The 26,558-nt window shown below is 46.0% G+C and carries 25 protein-coding genes; 18 read left to right on the top strand and 7 right to left on the bottom strand.

Annotated features, from left to right (window positions below; all coding sequences use genetic code 11):
* Window positions 1-41: 41 nt before the first annotated feature.
* Window positions 42-890 carry an AraC family transcriptional regulator gene (locus tag QP794_RS21645; RefSeq protein WP_285078827.1) on the bottom strand — a complete coding sequence of 283 codons (849 nt, stop codon included), beginning with the start codon at window positions 888-890 and terminating at the stop codon, window positions 42-44.
* Window positions 891-1,037: 147 nt separating this feature from the next.
* Here QP794_RS21645 and QP794_RS21640 point away from each other — a divergent pair, with 147 nt between their 5' ends.
* The 6 genes from QP794_RS21640 (at window position 1,038) to QP794_RS21615 (ending at window position 7,559) form a co-directional block, all read left to right on the top strand.
* Window positions 1,038-2,624 (top strand): glycoside hydrolase family 43 protein, encoded by a 1,587-nt coding sequence (locus QP794_RS21640; protein WP_285078826.1) that lies wholly within the window; start codon window positions 1,038-1,040, stop codon window positions 2,622-2,624.
* A 13-nt stretch (window positions 2,625-2,637) separates the two neighbouring features.
* The gene (locus tag QP794_RS21635) at window positions 2,638-4,218 is read left to right on the top strand and encodes a glycoside hydrolase family 43 protein (protein ID WP_285078824.1); all 1,581 of its coding nucleotides are present in this window, start codon (window positions 2,638-2,640) and stop codon (window positions 4,216-4,218) included.
* Between the two features lie 259 nt (window positions 4,219-4,477).
* Entirely contained in the window at window positions 4,478-5,110 is a 633-nt protein-coding gene (locus QP794_RS21630) for a 50S ribosomal protein L25 (RefSeq protein ID WP_024633122.1), read from the top strand.
* A 282-nt stretch (window positions 5,111-5,392) separates the two neighbouring features.
* A complete protein-coding gene (locus QP794_RS21625) occupies window positions 5,393-5,911 on the top strand; it encodes a hypothetical protein (RefSeq protein ID WP_285078823.1) in 519 nt (172 codons plus the stop codon).
* 272 nt (window positions 5,912-6,183) lie between these two features.
* Complete coding sequence (locus tag QP794_RS21620; protein WP_079350638.1) at window positions 6,184-7,149, top strand: helix-turn-helix transcriptional regulator; 966 nt, start codon at window positions 6,184-6,186, stop codon at window positions 7,147-7,149.
* 47 nt (window positions 7,150-7,196) lie between these two features.
* A complete protein-coding gene (locus tag QP794_RS21615) occupies window positions 7,197-7,559 on the top strand; it encodes an HIRAN domain-containing protein (protein WP_079350637.1) in 363 nt (120 codons plus the stop codon).
* 27 nt (window positions 7,560-7,586) lie between these two features.
* On the opposite strand, the gene QP794_RS21610 is transcribed toward QP794_RS21615, so the two are convergent.
* Window positions 7,587-8,684 carry a glycosyltransferase family 4 protein gene (locus QP794_RS21610; protein WP_285078821.1) on the bottom strand — a complete coding sequence of 366 codons (1,098 nt, stop codon included), beginning with the start codon at window positions 8,682-8,684 and terminating at the stop codon, window positions 7,587-7,589.
* A 170-nt stretch (window positions 8,685-8,854) separates the two neighbouring features.
* On the opposite strand from QP794_RS21610, the gene QP794_RS21605 reads away from it, so the two are divergent.
* The 6 genes from QP794_RS21605 (at window position 8,855) to msrA (ending at window position 15,082) form a co-directional block, all read left to right on the top strand.
* Window positions 8,855-9,169 (top strand): DUF3817 domain-containing protein, encoded by a 315-nt coding sequence (locus tag QP794_RS21605; RefSeq protein WP_079350635.1) that lies wholly within the window; start codon window positions 8,855-8,857, stop codon window positions 9,167-9,169.
* Window positions 9,170-9,448: 279 nt separating this feature from the next.
* On the top strand, window positions 9,449-10,267 hold the full coding sequence (locus QP794_RS21600; RefSeq protein ID WP_024633128.1) for a TerC family protein: 819 nt from the start codon (window positions 9,449-9,451) through the stop codon (window positions 10,265-10,267).
* Between the two features lie 584 nt (window positions 10,268-10,851).
* On the top strand, window positions 10,852-12,315 hold the full coding sequence (locus tag QP794_RS21595) for an RtcB family protein (RefSeq protein ID WP_285078819.1): 1,464 nt from the start codon (window positions 10,852-10,854) through the stop codon (window positions 12,313-12,315).
* Window positions 12,315-13,616 carry an ATP-binding protein gene (locus QP794_RS21590; RefSeq protein ID WP_483311935.1) on the top strand — a complete coding sequence of 434 codons (1,302 nt, stop codon included), beginning with the start codon at window positions 12,315-12,317 and terminating at the stop codon, window positions 13,614-13,616. The genes QP794_RS21595 and QP794_RS21590 overlap by 1 nt, the downstream gene beginning before the upstream one ends.
* Window positions 13,617-14,143: 527 nt before the next feature.
* A complete protein-coding gene (locus tag QP794_RS21585; protein WP_017686880.1) occupies window positions 14,144-14,401 on the top strand; it encodes a GlsB/YeaQ/YmgE family stress response membrane protein in 258 nt (85 codons plus the stop codon).
* Window positions 14,402-14,566: 165 nt separating this feature from the next.
* Entirely contained in the window at window positions 14,567-15,082 is a 516-nt protein-coding gene (gene msrA, locus QP794_RS21580) for a peptide-methionine (S)-S-oxide reductase MsrA (RefSeq protein ID WP_079350633.1), read from the top strand.
* Window positions 15,083-15,214: 132 nt separating this feature from the next.
* Here msrA and QP794_RS21575 read toward each other — a convergent pair whose 3' ends face one another.
* Both QP794_RS21575 and QP794_RS21570 read right to left on the bottom strand, forming a co-directional pair.
* The gene (locus tag QP794_RS21575) at window positions 15,215-16,027 is read right to left on the bottom strand and encodes a putative RNA methyltransferase (protein ID WP_350338891.1); all 813 of its coding nucleotides are present in this window, start codon (window positions 16,025-16,027) and stop codon (window positions 15,215-15,217) included.
* A gap of 353 nt (window positions 16,028-16,380) precedes the next feature.
* Entirely contained in the window at window positions 16,381-17,652 is a 1,272-nt protein-coding gene (locus QP794_RS21570; protein ID WP_079350632.1) for a hypothetical protein, read from the bottom strand.
* Between the two features lie 256 nt (window positions 17,653-17,908).
* On the opposite strand from QP794_RS21570, the gene QP794_RS21565 reads away from it, so the two are divergent.
* From QP794_RS21565 to QP794_RS21555, 3 genes are all read left to right on the top strand, one after another.
* A complete protein-coding gene (locus QP794_RS21565) occupies window positions 17,909-18,505 on the top strand; it encodes a restriction endonuclease (RefSeq protein ID WP_079350631.1) in 597 nt (198 codons plus the stop codon).
* A gap of 97 nt (window positions 18,506-18,602) precedes the next feature.
* Window positions 18,603-18,827: a hypothetical protein gene (locus tag QP794_RS21560; protein ID WP_079350630.1), complete on the top strand. Its 225-nt coding sequence runs from the start codon at window positions 18,603-18,605 to the stop codon at window positions 18,825-18,827.
* Between the two features lie 154 nt (window positions 18,828-18,981).
* The gene (locus QP794_RS21555; protein ID WP_285078809.1) at window positions 18,982-20,214 is read left to right on the top strand and encodes a DNA glycosylase AlkZ-like family protein; all 1,233 of its coding nucleotides are present in this window, start codon (window positions 18,982-18,984) and stop codon (window positions 20,212-20,214) included.
* 101 nt (window positions 20,215-20,315) lie between these two features.
* Here the strand turns inward: QP794_RS21555 and fabV are convergent, their stop codons facing one another.
* The gene (fabV, locus tag QP794_RS21550) at window positions 20,316-21,506 is read right to left on the bottom strand and encodes an enoyl-ACP reductase FabV (protein ID WP_079350628.1); all 1,191 of its coding nucleotides are present in this window, start codon (window positions 21,504-21,506) and stop codon (window positions 20,316-20,318) included.
* Window positions 21,507-21,759: 253 nt separating this feature from the next.
* Between fabV and QP794_RS21545 the strand changes: the two genes are divergently transcribed.
* The 3 genes from QP794_RS21545 (at window position 21,760) to QP794_RS21535 (ending at window position 24,612) form a co-directional block, all read left to right on the top strand.
* The gene (locus tag QP794_RS21545) at window positions 21,760-23,040 is read left to right on the top strand and encodes an XRE family transcriptional regulator (RefSeq protein WP_285078808.1); all 1,281 of its coding nucleotides are present in this window, start codon (window positions 21,760-21,762) and stop codon (window positions 23,038-23,040) included.
* Between the two features lie 273 nt (window positions 23,041-23,313).
* Entirely contained in the window at window positions 23,314-23,733 is a 420-nt protein-coding gene (locus QP794_RS21540) for a hypothetical protein (protein ID WP_024633139.1), read from the top strand.
* Between the two features lie 84 nt (window positions 23,734-23,817).
* The gene (locus QP794_RS21535) at window positions 23,818-24,612 is read left to right on the top strand and encodes a hypothetical protein (protein WP_285078807.1); all 795 of its coding nucleotides are present in this window, start codon (window positions 23,818-23,820) and stop codon (window positions 24,610-24,612) included.
* Window positions 24,613-24,718: 106 nt separating this feature from the next.
* Here the strand turns inward: QP794_RS21535 and QP794_RS21530 are convergent, their stop codons facing one another.
* Both QP794_RS21530 and QP794_RS21525 read right to left on the bottom strand, forming a co-directional pair.
* Window positions 24,719-25,534 carry a class I SAM-dependent methyltransferase gene (locus QP794_RS21530; protein WP_285078806.1) on the bottom strand — a complete coding sequence of 272 codons (816 nt, stop codon included), beginning with the start codon at window positions 25,532-25,534 and terminating at the stop codon, window positions 24,719-24,721.
* A gap of 106 nt (window positions 25,535-25,640) precedes the next feature.
* Window positions 25,641-26,558 (bottom strand): helix-turn-helix transcriptional regulator, encoded by a 918-nt coding sequence (locus QP794_RS21525; protein WP_285078927.1) that lies wholly within the window; start codon window positions 26,556-26,558, stop codon window positions 25,641-25,643.

The raw sequence follows: 26,558 nt of genomic DNA, 5'->3' as shown, positions 1-26,558 counted from the left end.
ATAACGAATGGGTAACTTTACGGAATTCACGTTTAGCAGGACTAACGACTGCTTTTTCGATAGTAGCTGGGGGTAACGCCTGTGATTTTTTTAAAGATAACATTGAAATTAGCTGCATGCTCATAACCAGTTTTCGCAGCGATAGTTGAAATCGGCTCCTTGCTCTCTCTGAGTAAACGCTTTGCTTCCCGCAGCCGGACGGTTTGCACATATTCTTTGAACTGAAATCCAGTCACTTTCTTGAAGGTCCGACTTAAATAGGAAGGGCTTATATAGAATCGTTTTGAAATTTCCTGTAACGAAATATTGTCCTGAAAATGCTCGTTCAGATACGCGGAGATTTCAGTCATTTTCTGATGCATGGGATGGGTAGACATCATTTGCTTTAAACTTCCCTTGCTCCCAAGACGGTGCATGTGAATTAATAATTCAATAAGAAGCGCTCGGACACTGGTTTCGTAGGCGACCTGCTGTGTCTCGCACTCGCGCAGCATCTTTTGCAAAAGTTCCTCAACGATGGCTTGCATATCAACCGGAAAATGGAGCAATGGAGTATCGCAGCTCCCGATTAATAAAGGGACAGCACAACGTGATAGTTCTAAAGACAGGAACGATTCACTGAAATTTACCAAAATACGTTCGCACTTTAATGCTTCAGAGCTGGTCGTTCGATGTATGTCGTTTGGGTAAACAAAAATCATGTCTCCTTTTTTTGCGGTATAAACGGTTCCATTAATGAAAAAGACACGTCCGCCATTCAAGACATAATACATTTCATAGGTTGGGTGGGCGTGTGGCTTAAACATAGAAACATGCCCGGTCTGATGTAGATACTGAATGGTAAATTCGTTATCTTCTGTAGCAAATTTGGTTCCAATTATCTCCTTCATCGTATTCATCCTTTACGGTGTATGTAAATTAAAAAGACAATAATAACAAATTATAAAGCAGTTTTCAGCTTCAAAACAGAACTATTTTTGTTTTTATTGCCCTATAATGAGTTCATTCATATTCTTTAATCAATAGGGGGCATCAAAATGAGTACGTTTCGCAATCCCGTGATCCCGGGCTGTTATGCTGATCCTTCCGTCTGCAGAGTCGAAGAGGACTACTATCTAGTCACTTCCTCGTTTGAATATTTTCCCGGTGTTCCGATTTTTCATAGCAGGGATCTTGTCCATTGGCGGCAGCTCGGACATGTGTTGGATCGCCCGTCTCAACTCAACCTGAAAGGCACACCTTGCTCCAAAGGAATATACGCAGCAACGATCCGGCATCATAACGGCATTTTTTACGTGATTACCACTTTTGTTGAAAGCGTAACCGGTGCTCGCAATAACTTCTATGTAACGTCAACCGACCCTTCTGGCCCTTGGTCAGATCCGGTATGGCTTCAAGATGCTCCAGGTATCGACCCCTCGATATTTTTCGATGATGATGGAAGATGTTACATGATGGCAAACCGTCTTCCACCGGATGGACAGCAATATCCAAAGCACATGGAGATCTGGATGCAGGAGCTGGATGTAACTAAAGGTTGCCTGATTGGGTCCAAATTCAGTTTGTGGGATGGGGCTATGAAGTTTATTCACGCTCAAGAGGGACCGCATATGTATAAGCTGAACGGATACTATTATTTAATCATCGCGGAGGGCGGAACAGGCCATACCCATTCGGTTACTATCGCGCGCAGTACAGGCATCACAGGGCCATACGAAAACTGCAAACGTAACCCGATTCTTACTCATCGGCATTTGGGACTTAATCACCCTGTTACGAACATTGGACATGCTGATATTGTGCAGACGCAAAACGGCGAGTGGTGGATGTTTTGTTTGGGTTCGCGCCCTTATGGAGGCTATTACAGAAACCTGGGTCGAGAAACCTTTCTTGTGCCATTGGTTTGGGAGGAGGGGTGGCCCGTTGTTAATCCTGGCAAAGGAATCGTTGAGCTTGAGCTGCCGCGGCCATGCCTTCCGGAACACCGATGGCCATCGCATCCGATATGCGACCATTTCGACGCTGAATGTCTTGCACCGGAATGGAATTTTATCAGAACTCCACTCGGGAACTTCATGTCCCTATCGGAACGCCCGGGACATTTGCGATTAAGACTTAAGCCTGAAAAAATGACTGATTGTGGCAATCCCAGCTTTGTTGGCAGGCGACAGCAGCATATTTGTTTTGCGGTAAGAACAGTACTTGAATTCGTTCCGCATTCTGCGAAGGAAACAGCAGGGCTGATTCTTCTACAGAATAACGATTTTCAGTACCGTGTGGAATGCACAATCAACGATACGAATAAAACTGTTCGACTCATTCAGTGTGTTGAAGGAACCGATCAATTACTGGCCCAACATGATGTTGCACCTGCACAATCGATCGGGAGGCTATACCTCAAAGTGGAAGCGATAGGCCAAGACTTCAGCTTTTACTTTGGCACGCAGCCCGAAGAATGGAAGTCGTTAATTGAGCATGCCGATGGAACCATATTAAGCGTTGATGTAGCAGGGGGTTTTTCAGGAACCTATATTGGCTTGTTCGCAAGCAGCAATGGTGAAACCAGCGCGAACTATGCAGATTTCGATTATTTTGAATATGCGCCTTTGGATTACAAAGAATGAGTGGAGGATTTCAATGAAAATATCCATACAAGAGCAGCATGTTTGGTTGGCCGATCTCGGAAACGGCAGGTACCAAAATCCGATTCTGCATACGGATTACGCAGATCCGGATGTCATTCGAGTTGAGAGTGATTTTTATATGGTTGCCTCGAGCTTTTGCAGCTCGCCTGGCATTCCAATTTTGCATTCAAAGGATTTGATTCATTGGACAATCATCAATTACGTTTATGACAGACTGCCCTACGAATACTATGATACGGTTCGTCCTTCCGAGGGCGCTTGGGCACCAAGCATTCGGTATCATGACGGACAGTTCTGGGTGTTTTTCAGCATGCCTGATCATGGCATTTTTATGAGCAGCGCCGTAGACCCAATGAAGAAGTGGTCCAAGCTTCATCTGGTTAAGGAGGTCAAGGGGTGGATTGACCCTTGTCCCTTTTGGGATGAGGATGGGCAAGCCTATCTGGTCATCGCTTTTGCCCAAAGCCGCTGTGGCTTGAAAAGCGTGCTGGGGCTTAGCCGAATGAAGCCCGACGGAACGGGGCTTCTGGATGATCCTGTTCATATTTTCGATGGAACGGTAAACCATCCGACGATTGAAGGGCCAAAACTTTATAAACGCGGGGAATTCTATTATATCTTTGCACCTGCGGGAGGGGTCAGAAACGGGTGGCAGACCATCCTGCGGTCAAAGAACATCTATGGACCATACGAAGATAAAATCGTTTTGCACCAAGGTAACTCAAACGTTAATGGCCCCCATCAAGGAGGATGGATTGAACTGGAATCGGGCGAATCCTGGTTTCTTCATTTCCAGGACAAGGGCGCATATGGACGAATTATACATTTACAGCCTGTGGAGTGGGTAGATAATTGGCCTGTAATGGGGCATAACCATAATGAACAGGGGATCGGCGAACCTGTCCAGGAATGGGCAAAGCCTGACGTGGGTGGGACTTACCCAATTAACGTTCCTGTAGTGAGTGACCATTTTAATGATCCATCATTGCATTTGCAGTGGCAGTGGGCAGCGAACGAAAAACCGGAATGGTATTCTTTATCTGCAAAAGCAGGGTTTCTAAGGCTGTATGCGGTAAAACCGCCCAATGGACCAGAAACACTTTTATATGATGTGCCCAATGTGCTCTGCCAAAAAATATCGTCTCCCTCTTATACGGTAACCGCTAAGCTTATGGCTTCCTCCATTGAGGAAAATGATCAAGCAGGCGTGGTCATAACCGGAAGGGAATATGCAAGTGTTTCATTAACTCGATGTTCAGACGATCGGGAACGTTTAAAAATATCGTTGATCCTGGGTTTTCCATCAGAAGGCAGGGAAAATGAATATGAATATGCAAGAGTGGCGGCAGATAAACCCTTATATTTAAGAGTAGGCATTGCACCAAATGCCCTATGTATCTTTAGTTATAGTCTGGACAACGTACATTTTAACCAGCTTGGTCCAAAGTTTGAAGCACAACCCGACCATTGGGTTGGTTCGAAGATCGGATTATTTTGTATCAACAAAGGACAACAGGAGAATAACGGATATATTGATTTTGATTGGATCTCATTGGATAAAAATACGATCTAAACCATAGAAAGCTGTCGTTTATTTTTATTTTATTGAAAGTCGCTATCTAGCGGCTTTTTTGTTCATCAGAAAGATACATTTCACCTGGAAAATAAAAAAACTGTACAAGTCAGTGTTTGAGATGGCCTTTCATTGGGGTAAATATAGATATGGCCCCAGATTCGGCCAAGCATGAACAAGGCCATTCTGGTCTAAAAGAGAAGCTTATGGCTTCCTAACAAATATGAAGTAAGGATCCCTTGAAGGAGGATGTTCAATCATGAAATCCAACGGAAAAATGGCTCAACTTACGGCAACACCAAGAACTGAAAAGAAAGGTGCAGCATTGCGCCTGTTAAGACAAGGCGGACGTGTTCCGGCAGTCGTTTATGGCCCGGGATTGGAAGGTGCCGCGATACATGTAGATGAAAAAGAAATGCTGAAAGTAGCACGTACAGGTCGCTCCGAGATGTTCAACCTCAATCTGGAGGGGGGCAAAACGGTTCCAGTGCTGATCAAGGACCAGCAGGAACGTAACGGACGTCTGCTGCATGTGGACTTCCTGCAGATTTCGAAGAACAAGCCGATCAGCGTTAGTGTATCGATCGACTTCCAAGGCACCGCAGCCGGCTCGAAGGCAGGCGGTGTGTTCCAGACGCAGGAAACTCAACTGGAGGTCGAAGGACTGCCAGCTGATCTGCCAACCTCCATTGAGGTGGATGTCAGCGGACTGGAAATTGGTGATCGTTTGACGGCTGCGGATATCAAGCTGGATAAAGGTCTGACACTGGTGACGGCAGCTGATTCCATCATCGCTTCCGTGATGCCGCCACAAGCGGCTGAGGCAGAGCCTACGGCTTCTGCGGATGAAGCGGAACCGGCAGCATCGGAAGAGCCAGCTAAAGAAGAATAAGGGATCAGAATATTCAATATTCTGACCTTAACCAAGCCCGGTCGTAATGACCGGGCTTTTTTATATTGGAAAGGTTCTGTCCTAAGTGGGGGGGGGCCGGGCAAGGTGTGGTATCGTATGCCGTTTTACTTATGAGAGATTGCCGCATAGTGGCGTTATTCGTTATGATGGTAAGGCCGAATGAGACTCTCGCAAGTTGCGCAGTTAGGCAAATTGGCAAGCTATTTGCCCCGGAAAAGCAACTAATCGGAATAATTTGTACAAGAAGGCAGGTTTCGCATCATGTTTGATCCGACGATTTATGACAATTTGAAAGTAGGCTTTGAAAACCACCTGTATGATCTTGATAATTTGGATGAACTTATTTCCATAACGGACCGGAAGGATCAGCTGGAGATGGCGCGTATGTCCAGAGAGTTCGTGTTGCAATTCTGCCTGAGAGATTGCCCTAACATAACAGGTGAAGTGGTCCTGAGCACATCGCTTGAGGAGCTTGCAGTTGAAATTCTGGAAACACCGGGTGGTCAATTCGGTTGCCGTTTGCGACTTCGGTTCAGGATGGTTATTAAGGACCCTGAGACACAATGTCTGGCGATTAGCTCCATAATACAGCAGAGCTGGCCGGAACAACGAAAGCAGCAGCATATTCATTATATTTTTGAAGATGAGCCAGCAACGTATGCTGTCACAGCTGAAGTACATTTTGATCGCAGTGTAAATGAAGATCAGATGGGAGATATTCCTGAACTGTGCGACCATATGGTCAATGTGCTGACTAAATTATTGCAATTGCACAAATAAACATGAAAAAGAGTCTTGTCTCTGGTCAAAGAGGCAAGATTTTTTTTCGTTTTTTTTGAATGCCAAGTAGGCTATCTGGCGTAGGTATATGGACTTGAGGTTAAAATTTTACGCAAGCAAGTAAGAGATTGTATATTTAGTAAGCCGAATAAGTGCGATTGGACTATACATATAAGGTGAAAGTGCGAAAACAAGTTTGGGACTAAAGATTTAGTACCGGACTAAAGGAACTAGTTTTCCTTGCCGATAAAATATCGAAGGGGAGAAACTACATGACAGAGAAATTAATTCGTCTTCTGCGTATACTTCAGGCTATACAAGCGAATCCCGGAATTTCCGCCAAAGAATTGGCGTTGAAATGTGGTACAACTGTGCGCACGATTTATCGCGATCTCCGAATTTTGGACAGGGTTGCCCCTATCATGAATGAAGGTTATGGCAAAGGGTATCGGTTCATTGGTGAATTTGCCATGTATCCTCTGGATTTTACCGAACAGGAAGCCATGGTATTCTCCATGCTTCCATCCGTGGTGGATACTTCGCAACTCCCGGCTGAATTTGATTCAGCTTTTGATAAGGTGATGACGGCCCATACCAAAATGAAATCGAGAAACAGTGACATTGTAGAAAATATTGCAGGTATTATTCGTATGGGCACACCTGCATACCGGGAAGAAGGGAAGTATCCCAATTTGCTTATTCCAGTCATTGAAGCCATTCTGGATCAACAAACGATTCGAACTCAATATCACACACTTACGAAAAATGAAATCACGGTCCGCGACATTGACCCCTATTACCTCATTCCGCGCGACCAGCGTTTTTATTTGATTGGTTATTGTCACTTGCTGAAGAAAGTTTGTTTGTTTCGGATCAGTCGCTTTCTGGACGTTATACAAACTAATACCCATTTTGTTATGGGGGATTTCAACATAACGCAGTTCATGAAAAACACGTGGTCCATTGATCGTGGGGATAAACTGATTCATTTTAAAGTAAGATTTAGTAAAGAGGTGGCCCCCTACATAAAAGAAGAAGAGATGTTTGTTCGTCCACGAATGACGGATATGCCTGATGGCGGATTGTTATTTGAAGTAACGCTGAACAGTAGTCGTGAATTCCTAAAATGGTTATATCAATTTGGCCCCGAAGCGGAGGTAATTGAACCCCGTGAATATCGTAAAGAAATTCGTGAACAACTCATAGAGTGGATGAAGCATTATGAGGAAGATCAATAATTTCGACCCTTCTAAATTTAAAATAATGTGTAAAAGGAGCTTTTGTGATGAAAACCAAAATATTTGCCGCCATGTATGGAATGGAACATTATCATGGCGTAGAAGCTTTAAATGTGGGGGATACCTTATTTCTGGTCAAAGATCCCGACAATCGGGTAGATTCTCAAGCCATTAGGGTTGTCGTTCCTCCCATTGGGACGGTTGGATATATTGTTAATAACCCTCTGCTCGCTCCTCACGGCTGCTGGACAGGCTCAGGAATCTATGATGCTTTCCACCAACAGACCTGTGCTAAAGTGAGGTTTACCATGAAAGAGATGATAATTGTGGAATTAATTGAAATGTTGTATGTCCCTGTTCCGCATATGGATAGCTTTATTGCAGACTGGCAGTCGCGTGAAAAAGCCTGACGGAAAGCGCGGCCTTAACCAGATCAATCACCGGATGAGCCTTGTATAAGCTGCTTCGAGATGCATGGCTGTCCTAGCCCAACTGAACTGTTCAACTGCACTTGCACGACCGGCTTCTCCGAGAGAGCGGGCGAGAGAAGGATTGTCTGCCAATTTATACAGGTATGCAGCGAAACTTCGGGGGTTGTGATACTGTCTCACAAGGTATCCATTATTCCCGGAGTCAATGATTTCACGAATGCCCCCATTGTCTGAAGCAATGACGGGTAGTCCCGAAGCCATAGCTTCAACATTCACCAGTCCAAAGGCTTCATGTTCTTGGGAAGGGCATACCAGGCAGTCCACAGCCCGGTACAAACGGTCAATGTGTTCATGGGCGATCTGACCTCGGAAAGCGGCCTCAACCTTTAATTTGCGGGCAAGCTGTCGCAGTTTGCGGACGTAGACCTGAGGTCCTTTCCCTGCAATGATCAGTTGTACGGGTACCTGCTGCTGAAGAATAGCTACGGCACGAATCAGCACATCCACACCTTTGCCAGGAATAAGTCGACCTACATACAGAATGGAGAATGGCCCTGAAATACCGAACTGCTTGCGCAGAAGCTGCTGCTCTCCTTTTATTGCTGGCAAAAAGCGGCTTAGGTCCACGCCAAGCGGCACCACGCCCATCCGTCGTTTCAAGGATGGGAATCTGCGACCCAGCCTTTGCCTGAGGGATTGACTGTTGACGGCAATCCAATTCGCTTTTTTTAGCAGTGCTAATCTTGCTGGCCCAGGTTGTGCAAAGGTTAACGAGTGAAGATAGAGCACCACGGGGATCGAAGGGAAAGCACGTTTAATTGCGGCCATACTATGGGGTCTGTTGTCTACCTGAATAAGATCGAAGGGTTGAATTTTCAGAAAACGAATAACGGCCCTTGTGTACTCGTTGGGGCTGGATGCTGGCACACGCCGGATCGTAATTCCATCGATTTGCTCTGTGATGGCAAGGGCGGGCATCTGACGGCTTATAATCGTCACCTGGTGACGAAGCGCAAGTTCGCGAGCAATGCCCAGAATGCAGATTTCGACAGATCCGTTACCTGGGACTGGCAATTTTTCTGGTGCTATTAGGGCTATTTTCATCAACAGGATCCTCCTTGTCCATATTCGCAACAATCTTAGTCATATATCCTATGTGCTTCGGCTGGGTTTGGCTCCTGTGGAACTGCGCGTGAGGGTAAATTTCGTTTTTGTGATATACTGTACGGGTTGCAGTGAATTCATTGCGCGTATTTAGAAGCAGGAGGAAAAAAATGTTACATTCTACACTTGGTCGCTTTCGACTGCTGCTGTGGTTGCAGGGGCTTTCATATGTGCTGTTGTTATTTGTTGCTTTTCCATTGCGAAATGCGGGGATCATGCCGCAGGCGGTTACATGGTTTGGGAACATTTATGGTTTTTTATTTCTGATGTATTTATTATTTATGGTGAGTATGTATACCACGCAAAAATGGCGCTTACGTCGTCCGATCGCTTTATTTTTTGTATCGTTTATCCCTTTGGGCAATTTCATCTATGATCTGCTGGTCTTTCGCAAGCTGGATCGAAGACTGTCAAATAAAGCTTGACTTTGCTTATCGTTATGAATATGATGAGAACAGGTTATTGAACCCGTTCCAACTAAAAACCGCATATTCCTTATGTTAAAGGGGAGTAGCTTTCACAGTAAAGTCGTCAGTTCGGGATTCCATCCCCGGCTTTATTGGCAGCAATTTTGTTGTTAGCGAGACCTTTACCAAGTTTTCATACTGGGTAAAGGTCTCTTTTTGTGAATAAAAAGGACCTTACCAGTAATGGTAAAGGTCCTTTTTTTTGTACATCATAAGGATACTAAGGAGGAGTCAATTTTGGAGTTGTCATTATTATTGGAGTATGGGTGGGTTCTCGCCGTATTAGTAGTCCTTGAGGGATTGCTTGCAGCTGATAATGCATTGGTTCTCGCTATTATGGTTAAGCACTTGCCTGACGAAAAACGCAAAAAAGCGTTATTTTATGGTTTGTTGGGTGCATTCATTTTCCGATTGGGTTCATTGTTCCTGATCTCGTTCCTGGTGGACGTGTGGCAGGTTCAAGCGATTGGAGCCCTGTACCTCTTGTACATCTCCATTAATCACATTGTCAAAAAGGTTATGGGCAGCCGAAATAAAACAGATGAAGCAGCGGATTCCACACCCAAAAAACCAAAAAGACAATCTGGTTTCTGGATGACTGTATTTAAAGTGGAAGTGGCAGATATCGCGTTCGCGGTAGATTCGATTCTCGCAGCTGTGGCGTTGGCTGTTGCTTTGCCACCAAGTGGATTGCCTCCGATCGGCGGACTTGACGGTGGACAGTTTATCGTTATCTTCCTCGGCGGATTCATCGGTCTGGTGATTATGAGATTTGCGGCTTCCTTCTTCGTCAAGCTGCTCCATTCACGTCCAGGGCTTGAAGTTGCAGCCTTCGTTATCGTGGGATGGGTTGGGGTTAAATTGGCTGTTATTACACTGGCGCACCCTTCATTGGGCGTTCTGGATGAGCATTTCCCGGAAAATAAAATTTGGAAATTCGGGTTCTACATTGTGCTGATTACGATTGCGGTATGCGGTTGGTTCTTGTCCTCTAAGGTTCCTGCAAAAGAAGATGAGAATCCGGTGGAAGAACTGGAACAACAAGCAGGGAAATGACGAAAACATGGTCAACCCTGTCAAAAATAATAATCAATATCTAATATCATGATATGCTTGAGTAAGCAGGGTCTGTTCCTTCAGATCCTGCTTTTTTTTATAAAATTTATTAGTATGAAGTATAATCTAGTGCATATCCACAATAGGGATTTTCCAAGAAAAGGGTTGACACATTGAAACGAGTCCGCTTAATATAAACATAATATTTACGAAGGGAGGCCGAGAGACATGATGGTTGGTTATGATTTGAAACTCACAATGACACTACGAAGCACAGACACAATTGTATACCCAGTTCATCGTCTCTTTGGCCTCATACGGGCGACATAGGGGAAGATGCATATCGTTTATCACTGGAACGTTATTAATCGATATGCTACTCTCAGCGTATATAGCAATGGAGAACAGACGCGGCATGTTCATGCAGCTTTTGTTTTCTGTTATTGTCATGAAGGAGTCACGGGCGAACTGTCCGTGGCTTCTTTTTTTGTTTAACTGAATATGGATATGAATTACAAAGAGTTAGCGTTCGATTTTTGAATTGAACTGAATTAGCTGAACGTACGGAAAGGAAAAAAACATTTATGAATACACAACCCAATTTATTTACAAGCCAAAACGAACTCACAGGTGGATACCGACATAAAGTCAAATTGCCTGCTGGGGACTTAACGGTATATGCGGCACAACAGCTGTTCTCCTCATTGGATTATAAGGTGTTCGAAATGGCGAACAACAATCTTCAAATCCCGGGTATTTCCTACATGAGTTACACGCCTGATGTGCATGTCGGTGTAGGTACCTGCATCGGCACAACAGCGGTATGGGATGCCAAGAGTGGTTTTGTATCTCCATCCATCGTAGGCAGCGACATCGGCTGTGGCATGCGGGTGCATATGACCAATTTGCATAAGGACGACCTGAAAGACGTGAAGCTGCGCCGTAAACTTGTGAAAGCTATTGAGAAGGTGCTGCCGATGGAGGCAAATCAGCGCGGTCATTACTCGGATATACGCCTGGAGCATATCGTGCGCAAAGGCTTGCATGGCTTACCCAAGAAATATATTCCGGACAGCTACACACCGAAAAAATCTACTTCCATTACTCATTTCGAGAGCAGCAAGTTTGCCTTTGACGAGGAAGTGTTGAATATGGTACAAGATATGACATGGCATCGGGCTCATCGCCAGTTAGGGACTTTGGGTGGAGGTAATCATTTTGCCGAGATTCAAGCCATTGAGATTGCCGAGGATAACCGGGAGATTGCGGAAACCTGGGGCCTGTACGATGGCCAAATTGTTGTTATGATTCATTCCGGTTCCCGGGCATGGGGCGGGTATGTAAGCCAAACCAGTTCATCGGCGATTGCCAAAGTGATGCAGCGGAATGGTCTGGGAACAGCCGATCCAAGACTGGTTTTTGCTCCGCTCGATCATGCGGAAGGTCGACATTACGTCAATTTGATGTACTCTGCATTAAATTATGCCGTAGTGAATCGCCATCTGATTGCGTATGCGATTCGCGAAGCTTTTCGGGATGTGTTTGGTCCGAAGTGCGAATTCCGCACCCTCTATGACCTGATGCACAACTATGCATGGGAGGAATCTCACGCGGATCAGGGCTCCGTCTTTGTACACCGCAAAGGGGCAACACGTGCATTGCCTGCAGGTCATCCGGATAATCCAAAGCCATACCTGGCAACAGGTCATCCCGCGCTCATACCCGGTTCAATGGGGACTGCTTCTTATATCATGGTAGGCCAACCCGAGGGGAAGGATAATTATTATTCAATCTGTCATGGGGCAGGACGCATTCGTTCGCGTACAGCAACAAAGCGCCTGGTTACCGTGGAGGATTTTGCCTCGGCGCTGGGCGTAGGAACTGAAGATGAGATTGTGGTGAACCAGCGTTCGCTTGAATCCATTATAGATGAATCGCCGCAAGCGTATAAAAATGTCGATGAAATTATGGATAGTGTGACCGGCGCAGGTCTGGCTCAAGTTGTAGCCAAATGTAAACCACTTGCCGCTGTGAAGGGAGCTAAGTAATGACCGTAGAGAAAAAACAAATGAATCCTAATGGAGTTATTTATTCCTATGAGCAACAAGACAGTCAAATCCGAAACGAAGGCTATGCCATATATGCCCGCTTGATTCGCGGCATTATTGAAGCGCTAGGCAATCGATATGGTGTTCGTTATGAACTCTATGCCAGCGATGATCCAAACAGTGAATACTGGGATCTGCTTAAAGAAGATCTGCAAAGCAACAGTACCGAAGTGGAGCTGGTTGCCCGGATTTTCGAAGATCTGGAGCTGCGCACACTGCATTATGAAGACGATGGAGATGCGCCAACCTATGGTATACATTATTCGATTCGCAACAATGTATTTGCCTATCCCCACTGGGGCGTAGCACTTGTCCGCATTCCGTTCTTCCGGGAGAACGGGATCTACAATGAGGATTTTGTTTTTGCTACAGGAGAAGAGGAATTGAAGCAGTTTCTGGGCAGTGTAAGAGAACGGGAACGGCAGCAAAATATGAAAAAGGTTACGGTATACACGGATGCCCGCAATGGCAGTGACCGTCATGTCGAATCCATTACCCGCTCTGTGGGGAGAGACGAGGTCGTGCTATCTCCGCAAATTAAACAGGATATTTTTCGTTCTCTGGACCAGTTTTTCGAGGCGGATCGCTCCTTTTATCGAGATTACGATATCCCATATAAACGGGGGATTCTGCTCTATGGACACCCGGGGAACGGTAAGACGACCCTTGTGAAATCCATTGCCGGGAGCATTCCGGGTCCTGCTGCATATTGGCAAATTACCGAATACACCAATAGCGAATCGGTACGTGAAGTATTTGAAGCAGCCAAACGTCTGGCGCCGATGGTGCTGATTATTGAGGATATCGATTCTATGCCGGATGAAGTCCGTTCCTTTTTCCTAAATACACTGGATGGGGCAACATCCAAAGAGGGCATTTTCCTCATTGGCACAACGAATTATCCGGAGAAAATAGACCCGGGGCTCATGAACCGTGCCGGACGGTTTGATCGGGCGTATGAAATACCGCTGCCGGATGAAGGGCTCCGCCTGCAATATTTGAACCAGCGAGGCTTTGCTGTCTTCGCAGGGGAAGAGGGCACGCAGGAAGCTGCGCGACTGACGGATACCTTTTCACTTGCACAGCTGGGAGAGCTGTATGTCAGCGCAGCGCTGGAATGGCATCAGAATGGACAGACAGACATTGTGCAGATCATTCAATCGATGCGAGGAGAGCTGGACAAGAGCCATAAACACAACTGGCTGGCCCAGCCAGGCAAGGGGCGTGCAGGGTTTTATTAATATCTAAATATTTTAAGGATCTTAAAAATTTTGGATAGATAAGGACAATCTAGTGGAGGGTACGAAATCGATTCTGAAGAAGCGAAGCCAAAAGATTTCTGTAAGAAAGCTACTTCGTAAGCATTATCTTGCCTTTATCAACGGATTTTCCCTACTATATAGGGAATGAAAAAAAATCCGGGGATAACAGCGATCGGAAGAACGATTCGTAACCGGAACGGCTTCCTTGCTGTACGCTAACTTTTTAAAATAGACCAAAAATATTCTCACCTCAATTGGTTATACTAAGGCGGTCTGATCTAACATACAATGACTTTCGGGAGGTACATAACGCAGTCTTGAACTGTGTAAGATGCCGGGAAGTGACGCGATCTGTTTTCAATCCTGTGTTAAGGGCTGTTTGGCAGAGAAGAGGGCATATGAACAAAAGGTAATATACAACAATTTTTATGCCAACTGTTTAAATGCTTCTGTAGCGGTTAATAGTAGACAGACAACAACAAAAACTTTAATTAGAGGTGATTGATATGGGTTGGTTATGGTCATTAATTATCGGTGGTATCATTGGTTGGTTGGCAGGTCTGATTGTTGGTCGTGACATTCCCGGCGGCGTTATCGGTAACATCATTGCCGGTTTTATCGGCGGATGGTTAGGCGGAGTGATTCTGGGAGATATGGGTCCTGAAATGGGCGGATTCTACATTGTGCCGGCATTAATCGGTGCTATCGTACTTGTAGCGATCGTAAGCTTGATCTTCCGTTCCATGGGTCGCAGCCGCGGGTAACGCGTTCAAGATCTCTTGAATATATTAAGTCGGCAACGAGCAATTTGAATGACGGTTAATACAAACAAATGATCTTAAGAGGTTGATGGAAGTCCACGAGGTGGCTTTCCATCAACCTCTTTTTGTTTTAAGATATAGATGTACAAAAGAAAGGGATGAATCTGAATGGAAAAAGCTACATTTGCCGGCGGATGCTTCTGGTGTATGGTTACACCGTTTGAAGAACAGCCAGGCATTCATGGTATTATATCCGGCTATACCGGCGGTCACGTCGATAATCCAACATATGAGCAGGTCAAAACCGGGGAGACCGGTCATGTCGAAGTCGTTGAAATTACCTTTGATCCAGAGATATTCCCGTACGAACGACTGTTGGAGCTCTATTGGCCTCAGATTGACCCAACCGATGATGGAGGGCAATTTCAGGATCGTGGTACTCAATACCGGACAGCGATCTTCGTCCATAATGAACGTCAACGTGAGCTCGCAGAGCAGTCCAAGCAAGAGTTGTCAGCAAGTGGACGATTCAACCAACCGATTGTAACGGAGATTCGGGATGCAGTTATGTTCTATCCGGCAGAAGACTACCATCAGGATTACCACAAGAAAAATGAGAAGCATTACAAGGAAGACCGTGCGATATCTGGACGGGATGAATTTATTGAAGACAACTGGAAATAATTGATTTCAATACATCAGATGAGTTGCCCTCAGATCACATTGAAAAAGCCGGGAAACGTTCCAACAGGAACTTCCCCGGCTTTTTTTGATTGTTCAATGATGATGAAAATGATGCCTTAATGGACACAGAGCTTATCTGCGTTTTCCCACCAGTATTTCTAAATCAATCGTAATCTGCGTCAAGGTCTCTTGAATACTGGCTATGGCTGATTCTTTTCCATGCCAGGCGAGTGGCGTCATATGAATCAGCGAATCCATCATGACTTTCGTTACAGGCATAGTGTATGTTAGCGGAATACTGTCTATGAGATAATGATGCCTGGCAAATCGGTCCAGTACGTGCTCCCTGCCGTCGAGTTGATGAGATCGGCCCCGAAACAAAAGCTCTCTCATTTCCATTAGATATTGCTTACGGGGGATCACTTTGATGATCCAGCCATCCTTCTTCATCACTCGTTCGAACTCTTCATAATTCGAAGGGGAGAGGATATTCAGAATCACGTCCAATTGCCCCTCTGCAAACGGACTATGAGCAAGATCACCAACAAACCAGACTTGCTGGTCGTAAGTAGAAGAAGCCATGGCAATACCCTCTTTGGCGATGTCGATCCCCCATCCCACGGATGAAGTATTCTGTGTAATCTGCTGCAAAAGAGATCCTTCTCCTGCACCTGCGTCCAGAATATGCAAGGGATGACTGCTGCCGTTGGAGTAATCTTCAATCCAATGACGAATGATATCTGTCAGAGGCGTATAGATAGCCGTATGAGATAAAATATTCCTTTTAGCCGTAAATAAACGTTTGTCATAGTTGCCTTTGAAAAAACGTGTCATGAAATTAATATAGCCTTGTCTTGCCAAATCAAAGGTATGACTGGAACTACATTGAATATTGTCCCGACTAATCGTTGTCATTGAGTGATGACAGATGGGACATTTAAGCATATGGATGTATCTATAAATAAGCGCAGCACTACGTTCTCTGCGATGGATTGACATGAAATAGCACCCCATTCATTCAGATATGGATAACTAAAGAAAAGGGCATAACAAATAAACCTCTATCGTACATCTTAAAAAAAGAGGTTATGTTATGCCCCAAGTTATCTGTATCGAATGAATTGAATAATCATGGGAGGACTACGCTCCTTTGCCAATCAAGAGTAGGGTGAAAAAGTTGACGATACTATTATAACAGTTTGAGCAGAGAGGACAAAAGGGAGGAGACTCTACATCGTTGTGTAAAATAACAGAGCGCTCTGTTAACCGTTAGTCGGTCAACCAGAGCGCTCCATTTATTATTTTGCTGAGGCAGTCTTCAACACATACTTGGATAATGCATCGTCATTGATCTGGTAGATGATATGATCGCTGTATGTTGAGTAACCATCGAGCACACCAGGAGTTGATGCGAATGCATATTCATGGACCGTTTCCAATGTTTGCGGATCAAGAATGTAGCCAGACTTGGCAAAATTCAATTTGTAATTTTCATCCTGTGTACGCTCAACGACCATTAACGGTTCCTGTTGATCTTTGAACGTACGCTCTGTGACTTTGCCTTTCATGGTGTACAGCTCCAGCTTCTGACCTGTAAATACGGTATATCCGCTGCCTGCAGTTTGAACATAGGCATTACCTGCAATGGCACGACCCCAGGCCATCTTGCCATCGGTGCCAAAGCCCATCAGTTTGTTGCCTGTGTTTGCAAAATTGGCACGCATGATCACAGAGCCATCGTCCAGAATGGCCAGCGATTCACCGCCACCGTCTCCCAGGGTGTTGGCATTGCTAGGGAACTGATAGAAGGAAAGACGATTCAGAGTGCGATCATAGATCTCCACTTTTGGATTAGCCGCTGCTTGCCAGTAGTTGCCGACTTTGGTTTGTTTGCTGGCGTCTACAACGATTCGATTACTGCCTGCCTTGAGTACAGCACCGTTAATGGTCTTTTCTGTAATCAGTTTGCCCTTTTTGTCATATAGCGAGATGGCCGAACGTACGGAACCGTTCGATTGGACACCCGCGCTTGAGGCAACCAGTAATGTATCGTTATCCAGAAGGTAGATGGATGATGAATTATTTACGGTTTTGACCCAGTTGGTTTTGCCGGATGTATTATACGAATATACTTTCTTGGTTCCATCGGAATATTCCATATAGACATAGGCTGTGCCGTAGCTGGAATAGAGGGAGTTGGAATAAGTCGTATAAGGGCCGCTTTTCTCATGGAAGATCACGTTCCACTTCAATTGTCCGGTTGTGGCATCCAGTGCCTGGAGCGAATCCAGCTGCCAATCCAGCTTGGTATTGCTGCTTGTTTTGATCACGGGTTGTGAAGAATGAACGTACACCAAGTTTTTGGAAGGCACAGCATTCAATTCCTTAATGATGACGTCCTTCTCCGTATTCACCTCAGTGAGTGCCAGGGATGATGAGGTCCACGCAGGCTTGGGCAGTGGGGCATTAGACTCTGCTGCGTAGCTTGGTGTATGCAGGCTGAAGAGGAGCATGCCACTGAGAATGAGTGCAGCCCATGTTTTGGACTTTCGTTTGTTGGATGTATGCAAGTTATAAACCACCTTTCTTCGATTCAAAATAGAACCGATTGTTGAATTCTACCATTTCATACATGTGAAATTCAACCTGAGTGTCTGTAACCTTTTATGATTGATATATAATATTATTGTTGTTTGGGGAAGTTCGAGGGTTACAGGGAATTCATCTTCTTTCTGTTAAGAGTGAAGTCTGCTATATTTAGTCGGGTGACGAGGGCTGATAAGGGTACGAGTCTGCCAGATTAGAGGAACGACAAGGAGAACAGCTATGAACTGGAATGAAAATATAACCACTGTGGGTATAGGCGTTATTGTCCTTTTACTGCTCATCGCCTGGATCATTCGTCGAGTCATTCGTCGAGGGCAGCGCATACGAAGTGAGGCCAATCCGCGTAAGATAACGATGAAGGATATTGATAAAATGCAGGATGGATCGGAATTTGAACTGTACCTGTATCATTTATTCCAGCAGCTCGGTTATGCCGAAGTACATAAGACGACAAGCAGTCGTGATTTCGGAGCGGACCTTGTATTTGTGGATAGAGCAGGCAGACGTAATGTCATTCAGGCCAAGCGTTACGGAGCGAATCATCCGGTTGGACTCAGCGCAGTACAGGAGATTTACACGTCCATGCGTTATTATGAGGCAGATCGATCCATTGTGCTCACCTCAGCCAGATATACGGAAGCATGTCGGACGCTGGCAGCAGTCAACGGGGTGAAGCTGCTGGATCGGGAAGATCTGATGGACTTGATCACGCTGTTTAAGTCCAGAAGAATGGAAGAAGCACTGGAATTGATTGAGGAAGACGATCAGGAGCCTGTGGAGACTTGGCAGTCGCGACGAAAAAGAGTTCCGCGTTAGTGGATAAACTGGAGTTGAATCCGCGTAGATCACCTTCACTTGTCTGCCTGCACATGATATATTGAGTGCATACCAATCAAGGGAGTGTGTTCATTCTATGGCACGTACGCAAACGCAAAAAACATTGCGCAAAGCAGAGCGGTCTGGACAATGGTGTCCGGAACAAGGTCGAAGAGTAAATGGAGATTATGGAGCATTATCCCAGCATGTTCGAATCATGCCCACGAAGCAGGAAAAATTGCAAAAGGTTAAACACAAGAAGCGGACCCAGGATGGTGGTGCTTCTTTTTATTTTGTCTATAATGTGCGGAGTGCTGCATAAGCATCCAATTGAAAAAAAAGCCTTTCCTTCGGTTGGAATGGTATCCCATGGACTGTTAAAATCAATATATCGCTTTTGAATTGGATTGCTATCGCTACATATCCTCCTATCTTCGAAGAAGGGAAGAATTCTACATATGACAACAGCGCTGCGCATGAATAAAAAAATCGTTCGGCGATTTTTGCTGCAAACGCAATCTTTATTGGGACGTTGGCCCGCCGCTTCCTTGCCTTCGGGTCCTGAACAGGTCATGCGCCTGATTCGATCCCTTGGCTGTGTTCAGATTGATCCTGTCGCTGCCGTAACCGGAAACCAGCATTTGGTGCTGAGTGCCCGTGATTCTGGATATACCTCCGATGATTTACATACCTTGCTGAGTGATCACAAAGTGTTTGAATATTTTGCTAACGCCGCATGTGTTATTCCGATGGAAGACTATGCTCTGTTTGAACCCGTTCGTGCCCGATTACGGGATCGTTTGGCTCCTTCCCTACAAGGGCTGGAAAATACCGTGCAGCATGTGCTGAAGCGTTTGGAGGAAGAGGGGCCGTTACCCTCAAGAGCATTTCGTGCCATCGAACGAGTAAGCGGATATTGGGACAGTGCGGATGTACCGAAAACAAAGGATACCACGTTAGCGTTAAACTTGCTGCTGGATTCGGCCGCCATTCGTGTCGTGGCAAGGCAGGGGAATGAACGTTATTTTCATATTACGGAATCCGGGCTGCTGGAGCAGGGCCAATCCATGACATCGGATATCGATATATTGACTCAAAAGCAGGCTCTGATGGATAAGTACATTCACGCATATCGGGTCGTGGACGCGAGAGATCCACGGTTGGGCTGGATGAAATCCACCGCTGCGGAACGTCGGAATGATATAGCTGCACGTGTCGCAGATGGGCGAATGATCCCGCTGGAGGTGGAGGACGTTGCGACGCCTTATTACATTCGCGCAGAAGATGAAGAGATGTTGCGTGAGATGGAAAGGGAAGAAACGCATTATGATCCATCAGGCCCGGTACGATTCCTGCCCCCGCTGGATAACCTGCTGTGGAGACGGGAACGGGTTGTGGATTTATTTGATTTTCATTATAAGTGGGAGATTTACACCCCAGAGGTGAAACGAACCTACGGATATTACGCGATGCCCATTCTTCACGGAGATCGGCTGATTGGACGCATGGACCCACGACTGGATCGCAAAACGAGCGTGCTAACGGTTCGGTTATTATCGATGGAAGAGACTGCTCCGCCTGTGGAGGAATGGATTGCCGATTTTCGAGAGGGGCTCCAATTATTTGCAACCATACATGGAGCACGATCCATTACGGTAGAGAAGGCCGTACCCAAGGGGCTAAAAAAGCAGCTCAAGTCGATTTTGTAGAATCGGTAGACACCAAAAAGGGGAGCAATAGCTCCCCAAAGGATGATCTGGACTTGTACCAAACCTGGTTACTACAGTCCCTCAGCAAGATTGGTTTTCAATTAACGCTGATGCAGTACTTCAACGTTCGGATCAACATCTGCTTCATAATCCACGCCGTCGGTTTCGAAACCAAACAGTTGGAAGAACTCCTTACGGTACCCTTCCAGATCGGACAGATCATAGATGTTTTCGGTGTTCAGCTCGTTCCAGAGCTTCGCTACTTCTTCCTGAACGTCCGCTCTCATCTCCCAATCATCGATACGGATGCGGCCTTTTGCGTCGGTCGGAACCTCTCCACCCGTATACAGACGGTCAGCAAACAAGCGTTGTAATTGCTCGATGCAGCCTTCGTGCAAGCCTTTTTCTTTCATGACTTTGTACAGTGCAGAGATATACAGCGGCACCACTGGAATTGCGGAGCTTGATTGGGTTACCAGTGCTTTGGCTACCGTGAGGTAAGCACGACCACCCTTTGCACTCAAACGATCATTCAGCTTGTGTGCTGTCGCTTCCAGATGATTCTTGGCCTGACCGATGGAACCATCACGATAGATCGCATGCGTAAGTTCAGGACCGATATAAGAAAAGGCAATGGTTGTTGCATTGTCGGCGAGTACACCACCTTGTTGCAAGGCATCCATCCACAGTTCCCAATCATCTCCGCCCATCACGGTCACGGTCTGGCGAATTTCTTCATCGGAAGCTGGATCGATCGTAACGGACGTTACTTCTCCCGTATGGAAATTGACTGTTTTGTTGGTGTACGATTGTCCAATCGGTTTAAGCACGGAGTTGAATACTTCACCTGTGTTTGGATCGGTACGGCGTGCCGAGGCTACGCTATAAACGACCAAGTCAACCTGACCGAGTTCACTGCGAATCAGTTCAACGGTTTTTTCTCTTGTTTCGTTGGCAAAGGCATCACCTGTGATGCTGTACGATTTCAGTCCTGCTTCTTCCGCAGCTTTCTCAAATGCAGCGGAGTTGTACCAGCCTGCTGAAGCCGTACGTTTTTCAGTGGAGCTGCTCGGGCGGTAAATGCCAATGGTATTGGCTCCGGCACCAAATGCGGATACGACGCGCGAAGCGAGTCCATATCCAGTGGAGGCTCCAATGACGAGGACGTTACGTGGTCCGTTCAATTGCGGTTTGGATTTTACATAATCAATTTGTTCCTGCACTTGTGCAGCACAGCCTACAGGATGGGAAGTTGTACAAATAAAACCACGTGTTCTTGGTTTGATAATCATTCATTTGCATCCTTTCATATTCAACTCTTGTTCATCATTAATGGATCATGCTCTTGTACATACCTTCTTATTGTAAAACAATTGCCTCCGAAACGGAAACCGTTTCGATGGATTTGGCTATAAGGCGGTATTTCGACTTCGCATCCGGGGTGCTATTATATAATTTGAACTAAACATTTACACGATAACGGTGAGGACAGAACAAAACTGGAGAAGCCAAGGGTTCGCCTTTATCCTGAAAGGAAGACTAGCCATGCTGAAGGAACGGATTGAATTTCTGAGCAAAAGAAAGCAAATCTCTCGCAAAGACCTCGTGGAAGGTCTGGTCACGCAGGCTCACTTTGCCAATATTCTGGCTGATCGTTATCCACTCCCTCAAGATCTGGCAGAGGCTGTTGCGTTACGTCTTGGCGTTACGTCTTCCTATCTGTTAAATGCTTCTGCACAGGATGAGGAAACACTGGCGCGGGCAGAGGCTATTTTTGATCAAATGTCAGTTCCAGCTTCAGTGTTAGCAGAAGATATCGTGCACGCGCTGGAGGATCGGGATGATGCGCTGACAGTAGAGCTGACCACGGCCTTGATGAAGGCAGTCTACTATCAGCAACTAAATGATGCAGCAGCTCATGAATATATACATACATCTTATTTGAATTTTTATCTGGAGAAGTACGGTCGCCCTGACGATGTAGATCTGCCGCATCCGCTGGCAAAGGCGTTATTATATTACAAAGTGCAATACTATCGTTCCAAGCTCGCCTATGTGGATGTGTTAACACATGCAACCAGACTGAGTGAGTTGGTCCTTCCTGGAAGTGAATTCTGGCTGTCTGTGCAAAATATCAAGATGGAGGCCTACATTCAGGTCAAACAGTACGAAGAGGCCAAGCAGGTGTTTGATCTCACCATGAGACATGTCTATGATCAGCGGCTGTTTCATCGCTTGTCCGGATTATATGTGGCGTACAGCGGATATTGCTTTGCGATGGGACTGGTACAGGAGGCACTCTCGGCATTGACCATGGCAGAGGCGAATCTGGTGTATGCCGGGAATCAGGGCGATCTGGTCACCGCCATTGCGAATAATCGGATTGTTATGTTAACGATGACGGGGGAGCTGGATCAGGCGCAGTCGGAGATCGATCGATTCGACTCCCTTTTGCAGCAGGAACCCGAAGAAACCCAGCAGGCCATGAAGCCGTTAGTGAGTGTGTATCGGTGTGAAGTGGCTCTGGCACGTAAGGACTGGGGTGTACTTGCGCAGAGTATAGATCAACTGCTCCAATGTGCATCGACTCCGGATCAGCAGATGAGTGCAACGTTCTACCAGAGCCAGCTGGCTCTTGCGCATGGAGATCGTGAAGTGTTCATGGAGCGTGCGCTCGCGTGTCTACCTTATTTTGAGTCCGTACAGCATGTCATGCGACTTGAACCTTTATATGAGGGAATGGCTGTGGTGTCTGAGGATCAGCGAAAATATAAGGAAGCTGCCATGTATTATCGAAAGCTGGTCTACCTGTTACGCAAAAAATAGATCAAAAATGGCTTGGAACAGCCGTTTTTTTTGCCTGATTTTGTTCAATATCCGTGCATTAGGCACAAAATATGCCTCCCAACCTTTCATTTAAGAGTCGTTTTACGGCTCTTTTTTTGCGTAATCAACCAAAAAGCATGATAAAGAAACGAAAATCCAGTGGTTTAAACGCCCGAAGTTTCGTTTCTTTTGTATGCAGTCAAAAGGGTATTCAAGGACAAACCGTGCTGTTTATACTTTAACTATAACCAAAAATAAAAAAACGAGGTGCTTATTATGGGATGGTTTGGTAAAAAGAACAAACAGGAAGATGCGATTGCCAAGGCGGATAAAATGATGAACAAAGGTCTTAGCGGCATGATGATGAAAGGTTTCGTATCTAAGGAACATCGGGAGTTGATCAATCAGAGCCTCGATTCGGCGAAGCAGGCACAACTGGCAGGAAGCGGCTCCCTTCCGTTAACTGCAACAGCCACGGTAATCACGATAACCGATACAGGCAAGTTGATCAATTTTGATCCAATTGTTGTGCTTGTTCTGGATGTGACAGAGACGAACGGCAATCAGTATCAGCGAACACTGGAAACATTGGTGTCCAAGATGCAGATTCCACGCGTGGGAGATCGGGTGGGATTGGGCCAAAATCCGGCGAATCCATCCGAGCTGATCTACATGGGATTGTTGTCTGACTAGAAGGTTCTTGAGGGAAGAGAGAGTTCTATCATTTAGAAAATACAATTAACAACGAGAAATAGAGATATAGAGAGGGTGGGGCAGATGGTGGGATTTCTGAGATTGGTTGGTGTGCTGACTGTATTCGGGGTAGGGTTCTCCCCATTTCTGGCACAACAATTGTGGAATGATCCTTTTATTATCATGCAGGCATGGTGGTATAAACCGGCCATTTTTGCCGGATTCGGGCTGATTTTTATTCCTGCCATTTTGGGTAATATCTTGGGCGTAGGGCGGGTGAAGTCAGGATTACCGGCGGTTGGAGTCATTCAGAGCGTCCAGCAGACGGGAACGTATATTAATGAACAGCCGGAAGTCCGATTGGGTCTGACCGTTTCGCGCAAAGGCCGTGAGAAATACGATACCGAACTGAGAACCATTATCCCGTTGACATCCATGGCCCAGTTCCAGCCAGGCAGCTTCGTCCCCTTAGTGGTCTCCGTGAAGGATGAGCGCAAGGTAGGGCTTGATCTGAAAGGCCATCTGTCGCAGGAACATATGCAGCAATTGCTGAATGAGAAGATGGTGCAGCAAGGTGTAGCACCTGAGATGATGGATATTGCCAGAACGGGCGAGAAAGCAATGGCCAAAATTTTGGATGTTACTCCACTTGGAAGCGGAGGTAATGGCAAAATCAAACTTCAGCTTACGCTTAGTGTCACAAAGTCAAATGGAGAGACGTTTAAGGTCACCACTCAAAAGGAGATTTATCCATCTGCTCTGCCTCAGGTTCAGCAAGGTCATATCATTAACGTGATCTATTCGAAGCAGGACCCATCAAAAGTGGTGCTGGCACTGAATGTTCAAGAGGGGCAATTAAGTGACCTGTTCTCCTCCTGATGGCTATCTGAAATAAAGAACTCTAGACCATCACGATTCAAGTGACGGTCTAGGGTTCTTTTGTGTATTTTGTTTTGGTGAGAATCTGGATGAGCTTTGCTTAAGATCAAACGATCCCAAGGCGCATCCGATAAGAGAACAAAACTTCTCTTGATTCACCGGCAAATATGCGGGCTGCCAGCTGTCTGAACTCCTCTGCGATTGTGAGCAAATCAGTGGCTCCGAGTTTCACTGCCGTTTGCAAGCCGCCTTGGCTCAGGGCCAAATTGACATAACGATCCGCATCGAACGTTTCATGGTGATGAAACACAATTTCACGCGAATAACGGAACAAGCCGGACTGCTCTATCTGCTGCAAATGCCCGTCTTTACTCCATTTATGTGCCTGATTTTCCTGAGGCGCCAGACTTGCTGCCCGGTGATCTGCCTCCGTATTCAGATGCAGGTAGGCTTGTTCCAGTTGCCAATCGATCACTGGCGGCCAGTCACAGTCGTAGGCTGCAAATATGCCTCCTGGACGCAGTACACGTGCAAATTCATGCAGTGTGGATTGGGGCTCCATCCAGTGGAACGACTGTGAACAAGTTACGATATCGACACTGCCATCCGGTAGTCCCAGTTCGTGGGACAGGCCGGATACAAAGCGGAGATGGTCCGGCTTGCCCGCAGCTTCCCACTTGGACTGCGCCACAGCTCTCATGTCGTCGCTTGGTTCCACGCCAATAACACGTTCTGCTTCATTTAACCAAATCCACGAAGATAATCCGGTACCACAGCCAACATCCGCGACCATGCGAGGTTTGCTGCCCAAATAATTCGTCAGAATATCCACGACTTCAGTGGGCGCAGCAGGTCGGTTCTGGTCATATAACGTACCAAAACCTTTGAATCGTTCCACATTATTACGTCTAATGTCTTGCATGGACAAGCCTCCTTCAGGATATGAACGGATAGGAAAGCAAAAGATTTTAAAATCAAAAGCATTAATAGATTCAAAAGAATTAAAACGTAATCAGAGCTCCATTATATCATTCATTTTTCAACTCGTTGTTAACGACCTGCTGCAAATGTTCTACCGCTTTGATATGTCGTCTGAGCAATTCCTGTCCGATGTGAGGAGGTTTAACTACGGTCAGGTCTGAACCGAACGACATCAGGAAGGAATACAGCCATTCGCCTTCATTCAGTTCAAGAGCGACGCGAAGCCTGCCGTCAGGCACTTTTTCAACGCGCGACGGCTCAAAAACATCATATATCCTGTACGAAATGGCACTGGAAAACAGCATTTCCATGGGAACCTGCGTGTTGGGCACAGGCTGCACGCTATCTGTAGGTCCGGTGGTTGTATGCTGATCGAGTGGCCGTTGCAGCAATTTAAGCTCGGAAACGCGCTTCATCTTAAAGGTCAGGGCTTCCGTCTGACCTGGCCTGTTCTGATCCTTTCCTTTGAAATACCAGGTATTGTTTTTAAATATTAATTTGATGGGGGCGATCGTCTCATCGCTGGGTTCCCCGTTGGAGTCCACATAGTGAAACGTGATCCATTGATTCGTAAATATCGCCTGCTTCACCTGATTGAACAGTTCCCTTTCCTGCAATGGAATGCTGCCCCATGGCGAGAAATCAAACTCGATCCAATCCAGCTTATGATCAAACAGGGTGGTTAAACGTTTGAGCATATGGGCAGTGTTGAGATGAGGTATGGCGCTGACGCTATATAGTCCTAGCAAAATTTCATTCTGATCGTCTTCCGACAAGAGGGATTTGTCCATGACAAAGTTGTCCATCAGATGAATACCGCCATGTTTTCCCGTGGTTGTGTATACGGGGATACCTGCCGCACTCAGTCTGTCGATATCACGGTACACCGTGCGCACGGATATCTCGAACAAACGCGCGAGCTCGGGGGCGGTAGCTTTCTTTTTCTCCAATAACAGCAATAGCAT

The organism is Paenibacillus sp. UMB7766-LJ446 (assembly GCF_030226665.1).
Lineage (GTDB): Bacteria > Bacillota > Bacilli > Paenibacillales > Paenibacillaceae > Paenibacillus > Paenibacillus vandeheii.
The sequence above is the reverse complement of the archived record's forward strand: the minus strand, read 5'-3'. Positions and strand labels throughout refer to the sequence as shown.